This window comes from Streptomyces spiroverticillatus (assembly GCA_014650415.1).
Taxonomy (GTDB): Bacteria; Actinomycetota; Actinomycetes; order Streptomycetales; family Streptomycetaceae; genus Streptomyces; species Streptomyces spiroverticillatus.
In genome coordinates this window covers 1-12,122 of the sequence record BMUX01000046.1, presented here as the reverse complement: position 1 = coordinate 12,122, position 12,122 = coordinate 1, and the positions used below count along the sequence as shown (strand labels likewise).

The following is a 12,122-nucleotide window of genomic DNA, read 5'->3' as shown; positions in this document are numbered from 1 at the left end:
CCGGCGGGGCGGCGCCCACCGAGAGGAGCGCGAGGGCAGCAGCGCCGAGGCCGCACAGGGCAGAACCGAGTCGTCGTCTCATGCGCCCCGTCTACCACTGGGGGACTGCCGGCGAAACCCCGCGACGCCCTCCCGTACGACGCCCTACAGTCGGCGCGTGAACCACTCCCACTGCGCCCACTGCGGGGCGCCCTACGCGGACACCTCCGCCTGGCCGCGCACCTGCGCCGCCTGCGGCGAGACGGCCTACCGGAACCCGCTGCCGGTGGCGGTGGCCCTTCTTCCCGTCCGTTCCGAGGCCGGCACCGGACTCGTCGTCATCACCCGCACCATCGACCCGGGGCGCGGCGGGGTGGCCCTCCCGGGGGGCTTCATCGACCACGGCGAGGACTGGCGGACGGCAGTCGTCCGCGAACTCCGCGAGGAGACCGGCATCGTGGCCCCCGCCTCGGACGTCCGGCTCGCCGACGCCCTCAGCTCCACCACCGACCACCTCCTCCTCTTCGGCCTCCTCCCCACCGTCGACATCGCAGAACTCCCGCCCCCGACCCCCACCGCCGAAACCACCGGCTGGCACGTCCTCCCCGCCTCGGCCCCCCTCACCTTCCCGCTCCACACCCAGGCGGCCCACGCCTGGTTCACGGGCCAGTACGACCACGTACACCTTCCCTGACTCCTCGTGACCACCGGCCCGGCAACCGTGAGGAACCGCCTCACCCCACCCCCCTCACCCGCACCGGGATTTCCACCTCTCCACCCCCCTCCCGCTCCACCCCAACCACCCCTTCCCGCACCCACGACACAAACCGCTCCACCCTCGGCTCCCCCCACCCCTCACCCACATCCCGCACCAACACCCCACCCCCGGTCCGCCCCGCCCCCGGTGCCCACACCTCCAGCTCCACCCCGCCCCCAGCACCCCGTACGGGAATCACCGCCCCACCGCGCGCCAACACCGCAATCCGCGCGGAACCACCAGCTCCGCCCCCACCGACCCCCGGCGCATCCACCATCACCTGCCCCGGCCCCTCAAACCCCTCCCCACTCACCACGTCGTACCACCGCCCCCGCGGCAACCGCACCGCCCTCCGCCCCACCCCCGGCTCCAACACCGGCGCCACCAACAGCGCGTCTCCCAGCAGGAACGCGTCCTCGCAGTCCCTCAATGCCCGATCCCCAGGCGCCCCCCACCACACCGGCCGCACATACGGCGCCCCGGTGAGCCGCGCCAGATGCGCCAGCGTCACGAAGTACGGCCCGAGCCGCTCCCGTTCCTTCAGCGCCGCCCGCGCGCCCTCCAGCACCTGCGGCCCGAACTCCCACGGCTCCCGGCGCCCCGCATCGATCGCCGAGTGCGTCCGGAACAGCGGCAGATACGCCCCCAACTGGAACCACCGCAGATACAGCTCCGCATCCGGCCGCCCGTCGAACCCGCCCACGTCCGGCCCCGAATAGGGCACCCCGCACAACCCCAGCCCCAGCACCAGCGACAGCGACGCCCGCAGCCCCGCCCACCCGCTGCTCACATCCCCCGACCACGTCCCCCCGTACCGCTGCATCCCCGCCCACCCGGACCGCGAGAACAGGAACGGCCGCTCCTCGGGCCGCAACCGCTGCAGCCCCTTGTACCCGGCCCGCGCCATCCCCAGCGCATACACGTTGTGCGCCTCCCGGTGATCCCCGCCCCGGCCCTCCAACGCATGCCGCGCCGACAACGGCAGCGTGGACTCCCCGAACGGCGAGAACACAACCGGCTCGTTCATGTCGTGCCACACCCCGGAAAATCCCTGCGCCAGCCGCTCCTCGTACAACTCCCCCCACCATTCCCGCACACCCGGATCCGTGAAGTCCGGAAACGCGCACTCCCCGGGCCACACCTCCCCGCGCACCTCCCGCCCCCGCGCGTCCTTCACGAACGCCCCGGCCGCGACCCCGGCGTCGTACACGGCATTCCCCGGCTCGGCCGCGACCGCCGGATCCACGATCGACACCAGCCGCACCCCGTCCTCCCGCAACTCCCGTGCCAGCCCCGGAAGATCGGGAAACGCCGCCCGGTCCACGGTGAACACCCGATGCCGGTCGTAGTGATCGATGTCCAGGTGTACGGCGGCCAACGGCAGCCCCCGCTCCCGGTACCCGGCGACCACGCGCCGCACCTCGGCCGCGCTCCCGAACCCCCACCGCGCGTGCTGCGGCCCGAGCGCCCAGGCCGGGGGCAACGCGGGCCGCCCGGTGAGCGCGGTCCACCCGTGCAGCACCCGCGCGGGCGTCCCCACCACGACCCAGCACCGCAACGGCCCACCCGACATGCGCACTTCACTGCACCCGGCCCGGTCGTGCCCGGAACCCCCTCCTTCCTCGCCCTCCCGCAGTACCACCTCGCCCTCCCACGAGTTGTCGTAGAACGCCAGATGCGCCCCCGCATCCGCCACCACGAACTGCACGGGCATCGTCAAGTACAGCGGATCGGCCCCCGGCCCGAACCGCCCACCGGGATCGCTGTTCCACAGCCGGTACACCCCGTCCCGCAGCCTCGGCCCCCCGCTTCTCCCCCCAAGCCCGAAAAACCTCGCATCCGCACCCACCTCCGCCCTCTGCACCCACCTCCGGCCACCCACCCGCACCCCTCTCCACCGCCACAACAAGCCCCTCGGCCATCCCCCTCCCACCCCAGCCCCCGTGGCGGCCATCCCTCCCGCCCCCTTGGGCTCCGCCCCTTCCTGCCGAGCCCCCTTGGGCGACGGGGCCGCCCCAAGGGGGCGGAACCGGCGGGCAAGGGGGTGGCCCACCCGACGCCGGGCCACCCCGGCCCCGCCCCCTGCCCGCACCTCAGACACCGGCCCACCCCCAACGCCCTCCGGCCCGCCCCCGGCCCCCGCACCCCCCTCCCACCACCTCGGCGCCAACTCCCTCCGCAGCCTCACCCCACCCGGCGTCCGCACCTCAATCGCCCCATCCCTCCCCACCGCCACCGTCACCCGCTCCGACACCACCCGCCACCCACCCCCGGTGTCCGGCTCCAGCACCACCCGCACATCCGGATCAGGACACAACCCCGCCAAGGCATACGACGGCTCCGGCTCCGCCCCGTCCCACCCCCAGAACACAGCCCCACCCGCCGCCACCAGAATCCGCAGCTCCGACCGCTCGAACCGGACCACCCCGCCCCCCGGCAATGCCCGCGCCCCCAGCGCGACCCCCGGCACCCGTGCCCGCTCCGCCCCGGACCCCGGCAACGCCCACGCATCCACCCGCCTCGCCCGCCACGCGTGCCGCAGGGCCCGCAGCCCCCGCGCCGAACCGATCATCCGTACCGAGCGCATCAGGTCACGACCGTCCATGCCCCACACCCTCCCACCGGCCGACAGCCTTCCGGGCCCCGTTCAACTCCCGTTCACCTGCACCACCTTCCCCACGCCCACCGCCGGCCGACCACCCATGAGCCACCGCACCCACCCTGGTGCGGAAGTCGATCACATGGCATCGTCCCCACCGGGTCCCCACCGACCCCACTGGACCGACTGCCCAGCCCACCCGCAGCAGAGCAGAACCGCAGAACCCGGGAGCCACCCATGACCTCAGCGACGCCCACCGCCTCCCAGCCCGAGCCCCTCTGGCAGCCGGGCCCCGACCGCATCGCCGAGGCGGCGGTCACCCGCTTCCAGGCCTGGGCCGCCGAGCACCACGGAGCCCCCGCCACCGGCGGCTACGATGCCCTGCACCGCTGGTCGGTCACCGAGCTCGACACGTTCTGGAAGGCCGTAGCCGACTGGTTCGACATCCGCTTCTCCACCCCGTACGACACGGTGATCGGCGACCGCACCATGCCCGGCGCCCAGTGGTTCCCCGGCGCCACGCTCAATTACGCCGAGCACGCCCTGCGCACCGCCGAGGACCCGGCCCGCGCGGACGAGCCCGCCCTGCTGCACGTCGACGAGTCCCAGAACCCCCAGCCCGTCACCTGGTCCGAGCTCCGCCGCCAGGTCGGCTCCCTGGCCGCCGAACTCCGCGCCCTCGGCGTCCGCCCCGGCGACCGCGTCAGCGGCTACCTCCCCAACATTCCCCAAGCCGTCACCGCCCTCCTCGCCACCGCCGCCGTCGGCGCCGTCTGGACCTCCTGCGCCCCCGACTTCGGCGCCCGCAGCGTCCTCGACCGCTTCCAGCAGGTCGAACCCGTCGTCCTCTTCGCCGTCGACGGCTACCGCTACGGCGGCAAGACCCACGACCGCACCGAAACCGTCGCCGAACTCCGCCGCGAACTGCCCACCCTCCGCGCGGTCGTCCACATCCCCCTGCTCGACACCCCTGCCCCCTCCGGCACTCTCGCGTGGTCTTCCCTCACTGAGAGTGACAACGAGCCGGTCTTCGAGCAAGTTCCCTTCGACCACCCCCTTTGGGTTCTCTATTCCTCCGGCACCACCGGACTCCCCAAGGCGATCGTCCAGTCGCAGGGCGGCATCCTGCTCGAACACTTCAAGCAGCTCGGCCTGCACTGCGACCTCGGCCCCGACGACCGCTTCTTCTGGTACACCTCCACCGGCTGGATGATGTGGAACTTCCTCGTCTCCGGCCTGCTGACGGGCACCACGATCGTCCTGTACGACGGCAGCCCCGGCTTCCCGGACACGGGCGCCCAGTGGGCCATCGCCGAAAAGACCGGCGCCACCCTCTTCGGCACCTCCGCCGCCTACGTCATGGCCTGCCGCAAGGCCGGCGTCCACCCGGCCGCCGACCACGACCTCTCCCGCGTCAAGTGCGTCGCCACCACCGGCTCCCCGCTCCCGCCCGACGGCTTCCGCTGGCTCCACGACGAATTCGCCGACGCGGGCCACGACCTGTGGATCGCCTCCGTCAGCGGCGGCACCGACGTCTGCAGCTGCTTCGCCGGAGCCGTTCCCACCCTCCCGGTGCACATCGGTGAACTCCAGGCCGCCTGCCTCGGCACCGACCTTCAGTCCTGGGACCCCCAGGGCAAGCCCCTCACCGGCGAAGTCGGAGAACTCGTCGTCACCAACCCCATGCCGTCCATGCCGATCCGCTTCTGGAACGACCCCGACGGCTCCCGCTACCACGACAGCTACTTCGACACCTACCCCGGCGTCTGGCGGCACGGCGACTGGATCACCATCACCGACCACCACTCCGTGATCATCCACGGCCGCTCCGACTCCACCCTCAACCGCGGCGGCGTCCGCATGGGCTCCGCCGACATCTACGAGGCCGTCGAACGCCTCCCGGAGATCCGCGAATCCCTCGTCATCGGCCTGGAAGAGCCCGACGGCGGCTACTGGATGCCCCTCTTCGTCCACCTCGCCGAAGGCGCCGTCCTCGACGAAGACCTCCTCACCCGCATCAAGACCACCATCCGCACCTCGCTCTCCCCCCGCCACGTTCCCGACGAGGTCATCCAGGTCCCCGCCATCCCGCACACCCTCACCGGCAAGCGCATCGAGGTCCCCGTCAAGCGCCTCCTCGGCGGCACCCCCCTCGCCAAGGCGGTCAACCCCGGCTCGGTCGACAACATCGAGCTCCTCCACTTCTACGAGGACCTCGCCCGCACCCGCCGCTGACCGCCCGCACCGGGCTCACCCCCCGTACGTGGCCTCGGACTCGCCCAGCACCTCCGCGAAGTCCGAGGCCAGCCGTACGGCATCCGCCACCTCCAGCCCCGCCGTCGTGATCCGCACCCCCGGCCCGGACGCGATCCGGAACCGCGCCCCCGCCGCCACCCACCACCCGTACGACCGCAGCCCGTTCACCACCGCCGACTCGTCCCGCACGGGCACCCACACACTCAGCCCGCTGCCCCCCTGAGCCGCGATCCCGCGCCGTCCCAGCTCCTCCACCAGCGCCTCGCGCCTTTTCGTGTACGTCTCCTGGGCCCGCCCCACCAAGGCGCGCGTCCCGGCATCCGTCATCAGCCTCAACACCGTCTCCTGCAGCACATGGCTCACCCACCCCGACGTGAGCAGCATCCGCCCGTCGTGCCGCGCCAGCGTCTTCGCGTCGCACGCCAGCGCCGCCCACCGCAGGTCGATGCCCAGATGCTTGGAGACCGTACGCACATGGGCCCAGCGGGGGAGTCCGCCGGACGCCAGCGAGTGCAGTGCCACCCCGGAGACGTCCGCGTTGTGGTCGTCCTCCACCACCAGCACGTCCGGGAAGTCCCGCAGCACCGCCAGAAGTTCCCCGCGCCGCGCCGCCGAGAACCACCCGCTCCCCGGACTCTGCGCCCGAGGACTGCACACCACCGCCCGCACCCCGGCCCGCAGCGCCGCCCGCAGCGGCTCCGCCCGCATCCCCTCCATGTCCACGGCGACCGGCACCGCCCGCAGCCCCAGCGCCGGCACCAGATCCAGCAGGTGATGGAACCCGGGATCCTCCACCGCCACCGCGTCCCCCGGCTTCAACTCCGCCGACAGCAGCCGCGAGATGCAGTCCAGCGCCCCGTGCGCGAACGTCACGTGCTCATCCGGCACCCCGTCCCGCGCACACCACTCCCGCGCCACCACCTCCAGCTCCGCCAGCCGCGGCGACGCCCGGTGCGACCCGCTGACCGGCTCCACCCGGGCAGGCGGCAGCAGTAGGGGCAGGAACGCCGGATCCGGATGCCCGCCCGCCAGGTCCCGCACCCCCGCGGGCACCCTGGGCGGCCGCCGCGACCCCACCGCCGGCGCCTCCGCCACCACGGTCCCGCCGCGCCCGCGCGTCACGACGATCCCGCGCCCGCGCAGCTCCTTGTACGCCGTCGCCACCGTCCCGGGACTGACTCCCAGGTCCTCGGCGAGCCGCCGCACCGGAGGCAGCGCGTCCCCCGGCGCCAACGCGCCCTCCGCCACGCCCCGTTCAACGGACGCGGAAATCCCCTTGGCGGACGTACCATTGATCGAATATTGTGCTGCCACGTAACACACTATGTATCAATACAAAAAAGAACGCAAGGGGGAACGGTGCCACAGATCGACCGCACCGCATGGCAGGACCGCATCCCGGGAGGCCGCGACGGTCGCCGCCTGCTCGCCGTCTCACTTGTCGACAAGACGGGCTCCGGTCTCTGGGCGGGCACCGCCGCCCTCTACTTCACCTACGTCGCAGGCCTCTCGGTCGCCCAAGTCGGCCTCCTCCTCGCGATATCCGCCGGCGTCGGCATCGCGGGCGCGCCCCTCGCAGGCCGCCTGGCGGACCGTTTCCCCGTCACCCACGTCCTCGTCGCCACCCAGCTCCTGCGCGCCGTCGGCTCCGCCGCCCTCCTGCTCACCGACGACTTCGCCCTGCTGGTCGCCTTCGCCGCCGCCACCAGCCTCGGCGACCGCGCCACCAGCGTCCTCACCAAGCTCTTCGCCGCCCGCATCTCCGGCCCCCACCGCGTCCGCTTCCAAGCGGTCAACCGCACCGTCGTCAACATCGGCTTCGCGGTCGGCGGCCTCGCCGCCGCAGGCGCCCTGGCCATCGGCAGCACCACCGCCTACCAGGCCCTGGTCGTCGGCAACGCCCTCTCCAGCCTTCTCGCCGCCGCGATCGTCACCCGCTGCACCGAACCCGCCCACCCCTCCCGCGTCATCACCACCTCCGACACCGAAAAGCCGGCCCCCACCCCCCGCTCCAACCCCTGGCGCGACCGCACCTACCTCCTCTACACCGCCACCGAAGCCGTCCTCTTCCTCGACGACGTGATCTTCTCCGTGGGCCTCCCGCTCTGGATCGTCCACGCCACCGACGCCCCGCACGGCCTCGCCCCGCTGCTCTTGGTCCTCAACAACGTGCTGGTCGTCGCCTTCCAGGTACCCATGGCCAAGCTCGCCCCGACCACCCGGGCCGCCCACCGACTCCTCCTCCCGCTCGCCGGAGCCTTCGTGATCGGCACCGCCGCCCTCGCCGCCTCCGCCGCCGGGGGAACCTGGACCGCCGTCGCCGCCCTGGTCGTGGCCGCCGCCGCCCTCACCTGCGCGGAAATGCTCCACGCGACCCTCTCCTGGGAACTCTCCGTAGTCCTCGCCGCTGACGACGCCCAAGGCGCCTACCTCGGCGTCCACGGACTGGCCGTCTCCGTCCAGCGCAGCGCCGGCCCGCTCGTCGTCTCCGCGGCCATCGCCGCAGGTCCGCCCGGTTGGCTCGGCCTGGGCGCGATCCTCACCGCCACCGCCCTCGCCCAGTACAGCCTGACCCGCGACCACCTCACCGAACCGGCGTTGTCAGACCCCCCGGTTACTGTGAGTGAGCAATGATCGACCGCGCTCAGGGGGAGCAATGGAGTACGCCAAGAACCAGAACCGCACCACCAGGTCCACGCGGACCAACCGATCCACCCGCCGCACACTGCGCCGCGAAGTCCCCAGCACCGTAGGCCTGTTGGCCGACCCGGAGGACTTCGAAGCCATGCGCGCCTACCGCACCTTCACCTTCGACAACCACAGGGCCTACCTCCAGCAGGTCGACCACCTGCTCAAAACCCTGTCCGCCGAAGGCCTCCACACCAGCGTCGCCCTCTTCGACCCGGAAGAATTCGAAGAGTTCTGTACGTCGACGGGCCTCGACCCCGACCGCCCGGAGACCCGCGCCCGCTTCACCGCGCACGTCGCCGCCCGCGGCACCTGCGTTCCCTACACGGGCGAGCCCCTCGACCAGCTCATCCACGTGCTCGTGGACGAAGCGGTCCGCCAGGCCACGTGGGACTGCGCAACCCTCCTCCTGTCCGACCTCGGCAACTGCGCGGGCTGCGGCGAGGACATCGGCAAGGAGGCGTTCGAGCGCTCGTCGCACCTCCTGGTCGCCCTGCTCAAGGGTGCCGGACGCGGCATCCACCACCTGGTGTGCAGCGTCCCCGCCGAGAGCGAGCAACTGCTCTCCGTCCTGCACGCGGAGGCCGGCGCGGACGGCGTCCCCGAACTCAACGACGACGAAGGCGCCGAGTTCGTGACCGTCCTCGCCGCCGGCATCGCCCTGGAGAGCCCCGGGGGAGTGGTCCTGCGCACGACCCGCGAAGGACAGCCGGACCGGGTGCACGGCTGGAGACTCGACCGAGGCGGCCTGACCGCCCTGACCGAGGCCGAAGTCTTCAACGCCTACTGCACGGACGCCGAGACGGGCGAACCCGTCTCCCCGGAATCCGGCGTCGAATACTGCGCCGGATTCGTCCTGGACGACCCCGGCACCGGGCACCACTAGAAAAAGCCCGTGGGGCCACCGGTTCGCACCGGCAGCCCCACGGGCCTCCAACTCAACCGCGCTGTCGGGTCACTCCCCGGACAGCACCGCCTGCGCGGCCACACGGGCCTCCTCGGCGGTGTCCACGGCACGCGCCGCGGCAGCCGCCCGCTCGCACTGCGCCAGCGTGTACTTCGCCAGCGTCGCGCGCACGTACGGAATGGCCTTCGCACCCATGGAAAGGGAGGTGACACCCAGACCGGTCAGCACACAGGCCAGCAGCGGATCGGCCGCTGCCTCGCCGCAGACGCCGCAGCTCTTGCCCTCGGCCTTGGCAGCCTCGGCCGAAGCCGCCACCAGGTCGAGCAGCGCCGGCTGCCACGGGTCCTGCAGACGCGACACCGCACCGACCTGACGGTCGGCCGCGAAGGTGTACTGCGCCAGGTCGTTGGTCCCCAGCGACAGGAACTCGACCTCCTGCAGGATCGAACGCGCCCGCAGCGCGGCGGACGGAATCTCCACCATCGCGCCGAACTTCGCCTGGAGCCCCGCCTCACGGCACGCGTCCGCGAACGCCTTGGCGTCCGTACGGTCCGCGACCATCGGCGCCATGACCTCCAGGTACACGGGCAGACCCTCGGCGGCCTTGGCCAGCGCGGTCAGCTGCGTGCGCAGCACCTCCGGGTGGTCCAGCAGCGAGCGCAGACCACGCACACCGAGCGCCGGGTTCGGCTCCTCGGCCGGCGTCAGGAACTCAAGCGGCTTGTCCGCACCGGCGTCGAGCACCCGCACGACCACACGGCCCTCGGGGAAGGCCTCCAGCACCGTGCGGTACGCCTGGACCTGCGACTCCTCGGACGGCGCGTGCTTGCTGTCGTCCAGGAACAGGAACTCCGTACGGAACAGGCCCACACCCTCGGCACCCGCCTCCACGGCCGCCGGCACGTCCGCCGGACCACCGATGTTGGCGAGCAGCGGCACCTTGTGACCGTCGGACGTGGCGCCCGGACCGGTCGACGCGGCCAGCGCGGCCTTGCGCGCGGCGGCAGCGGCCTCCAGCTCGGCACGCTTCTCGGCGCTGGGCTCGACGAAGATGTCGCCCGTGCTGCCGTCGACGGCCACGACCGTGCCCTCGACGAGCTCACCGGCACCCGGAAGCGCCACCACGGCGGGAACACCGAGCGCACGCGCGAGGATCGCGCTGTGGCTGGTCGGCCCGCCCTCTTCGGTCACGAACCCGAGCACCAGCGCCGGGTCGAGCAGTGCGGTGTCCGCAGGCGCCAGGTCCCGCGCGATGAGCACGTACGGCTCGTCGCTGTCCGGCACACCCGGCATCGGAACGCCCAGCAGACGGGCGACGATACGATTCCGCACGTCGTCCAGGTCAGCCACACGACCGGCCAGGTACTCGCCCGCACCGGCAAGCAGCGCACGGTACGCGGCGAACGCGTCGTACACACCGCGCTCGGCGGTGCTGCCGACGGCGATCCGACGGTCCACGTCGGCCATCAGCTCGGGGTCCTGGGCCATCAGGGCCTGTGCCTCAAGCACGGCCTGGGCCTCGCCGCCCGCCAGATTGCCACGCGCAATCAGGTCGGCCGCCACAGCTTCCACGGCCTGCCGGGCGCGCCCCTGCTCGCGCTCCGCGTCCTCCGCCGGAATCTGCTTGGCCGGCGGCTCCAGGACCGCCGTACCCATGTGCCGAACTTCGCCGATCGCCACACCGTGGCTCACGCCGACGCCTCGCAGCGTTGTCTCCATTTCACCGTCTCCGCTAGTTGCGACGGACACTGCCGCCGCTGTGGATGTACTACCCGCCGTCATCACGGACGGCGCCGACGTTCTACTTCCAGGTGAAGAGCGCGTCGCCGGACTTCACGTCGCCGCTCTCCTGGACGTCCGCGAGGGCGTCGGCGCTGGCTTCGAGAGCCACGACGGGGCAGACGGGCGACTTGCCGGCGGCCTCGACGGCAGCCGGGTTCCAACGCACGACTTCCTGGCCGCGCGTCACGGTGTCGCCCTTGTTCACGAGGAGCTCGAAGCCCTCACCGTTGAGCTGCACAGTGTCGATGCCGAGGTGGGTCAGCACACCGTGGCCCTCGGAGTCGACGACGACGAACGCGTGCGGGTGCAGGGAGACGACGACACCGTCCACGGGGGACACGGCTGCGGAGGGCTCACGCACGGGGTCAATAGCGGTACCGGGACCGACCATCGCTCCGGAGAACACGGGGTCGGGGACTGCGGCGAGTCCGATGGCGCGACCTTCAAGAGGGGACGTCACGCTGGTCATGGGGGCCTCCCAGGGGCGGAGTTTGTGCGGTGCCGTCACTACCTGTCCTGGACGGCATACCTGCTTCAGCAGGGTAAGTCATAAGAAGTCCCGGTTCCGCACGAGAGGTGCCACTTGGCGGACCTAGGGGTGCACCGCAAACGATTTGCCTCAACAAGCGGCGCCATGTACTGTCGTACTCCTGCCTGACCCCAACACGTGCTCCAACTTCTTGTGAACCGTGCGTCGGCAGCGCCTCTAGAACGTTGATCCTATCCCGGATCGCTATTTCCGCATGCCGCGGAAACGAGTGGTCAGGAAGACGGAAAAGCACTGATAGAGTCGGAAACGCCGGAAAGGGAAAACGCGAAAGCGAAGAACCTGGAAAGCACCGAGGAAATCGGCACTGGAAACAGTCTGATAGAGTCGGAAACGCAAGAACAACAGAAACACCGAACGAAAAACGTCCGGAGGAAAGCCCGAGAGGGTGAGTACAAAGGAAGCGTCCGTTACTTGAGAACTCAACAGCGTGCCAAAAGTCAACGCCAAATATGTTGATACCCCGGCCACTTCGATGGTCGTGGTTCCTTTGAAGTCCTACTGGCCCATGCGGCGGGTAGGCAAACACTAGCGAGGACGCAGGAACACACCGTCTTATTCCGATGGTGGCTGTTCCGCTCTTCCGATGTGTGAACCCGATTACGGG

At 71.5% G+C, this 12,122-nt stretch carries 8 protein-coding genes; 4 read left to right on the top strand and 4 right to left on the bottom strand.

Annotated elements, in window-relative coordinates; translation table 11 throughout:
• The first annotated feature begins 157 nt into the window (after positions 1 to 157).
• Entirely contained in the window at positions 158 to 673 is a 516-nt protein-coding gene (locus tag IE269_RS42405; protein WP_189828717.1) for an NUDIX domain-containing protein, read from the top strand.
• A gap of 40 nt (positions 674 to 713) precedes the next feature.
• Here IE269_RS42405 and IE269_RS42400 read toward each other — a convergent pair whose 3' ends face one another.
• A complete protein-coding gene (locus tag IE269_RS42400; protein WP_229898553.1) occupies positions 714 to 3,341 on the bottom strand; it encodes a glycoside hydrolase family 31 protein in 2,628 nt (875 codons plus the stop codon).
• 231 nt (positions 3,342 to 3,572) lie between these two features.
• Here IE269_RS42400 and IE269_RS42395 point away from each other — a divergent pair, with 231 nt between their 5' ends.
• Positions 3,573 to 5,570 (top strand): acetoacetate--CoA ligase, encoded by a 1,998-nt coding sequence (locus IE269_RS42395; protein WP_189828716.1) that lies wholly within the window; start codon positions 3,573 to 3,575, stop codon positions 5,568 to 5,570.
• Positions 5,571 to 5,585: 15 nt separating this feature from the next.
• Here IE269_RS42395 and IE269_RS42390 read toward each other — a convergent pair whose 3' ends face one another.
• Positions 5,586 to 6,905, bottom strand: coding sequence for an aminotransferase class I/II-fold pyridoxal phosphate-dependent enzyme (locus tag IE269_RS42390; RefSeq protein ID WP_189828715.1), 1,320 nt, complete (start codon positions 6,903 to 6,905; stop codon positions 5,586 to 5,588).
• 45 nt (positions 6,906 to 6,950) lie between these two features.
• On the opposite strand from IE269_RS42390, the gene IE269_RS42385 reads away from it, so the two are divergent.
• Positions 6,951 to 8,225: an MFS transporter gene (locus tag IE269_RS42385; RefSeq protein WP_308437011.1), complete on the top strand. Its 1,275-nt coding sequence runs from the start codon at positions 6,951 to 6,953 to the stop codon at positions 8,223 to 8,225.
• A 22-nt stretch (positions 8,226 to 8,247) separates the two neighbouring features.
• On the top strand, positions 8,248 to 9,165 hold the full coding sequence (locus IE269_RS42380; RefSeq protein ID WP_189828714.1) for a hypothetical protein: 918 nt from the start codon (positions 8,248 to 8,250) through the stop codon (positions 9,163 to 9,165).
• A gap of 69 nt (positions 9,166 to 9,234) precedes the next feature.
• On the opposite strand, the gene ptsP is transcribed toward IE269_RS42380, so the two are convergent.
• The gene (gene ptsP, locus IE269_RS42375; RefSeq protein ID WP_189828713.1) at positions 9,235 to 10,905 is read right to left on the bottom strand and encodes a phosphoenolpyruvate--protein phosphotransferase; all 1,671 of its coding nucleotides are present in this window, start codon (positions 10,903 to 10,905) and stop codon (positions 9,235 to 9,237) included.
• An 82-nt stretch (positions 10,906 to 10,987) separates the two neighbouring features.
• A complete protein-coding gene (locus IE269_RS42370; RefSeq protein ID WP_189828712.1) occupies positions 10,988 to 11,437 on the bottom strand; it encodes a PTS sugar transporter subunit IIA in 450 nt (149 codons plus the stop codon).
• Positions 11,438 to 12,122 lie beyond the last annotated feature (685 nt).

Coding starts and splice junctions, on each gene's coding strand:
- IE269_RS42400 (WP_229898553.1), bottom strand. CDS start 3,341: ATGGACGGTCGTGACCTGATGCGCTCGGTACGGATGATCGGTTCGGCG.
- IE269_RS42395 (WP_189828716.1), top strand. CDS start 3,573: ATGACCTCAGCGACGCCCACCGCCTCCCAGCCCGAGCCCCTCTGGCAG.
- IE269_RS42380 (WP_189828714.1), top strand. CDS start 8,248: ATGGAGTACGCCAAGAACCAGAACCGCACCACCAGGTCCACGCGGACC.
- ptsP (WP_189828713.1), bottom strand. CDS start 10,905: ATGGAGACAACGCTGCGAGGCGTCGGCGTGAGCCACGGTGTGGCGATC.
- IE269_RS42370 (WP_189828712.1), bottom strand. CDS start 11,437: ATGACCAGCGTGACGTCCCCTCTTGAAGGTCGCGCCATCGGACTCGCC.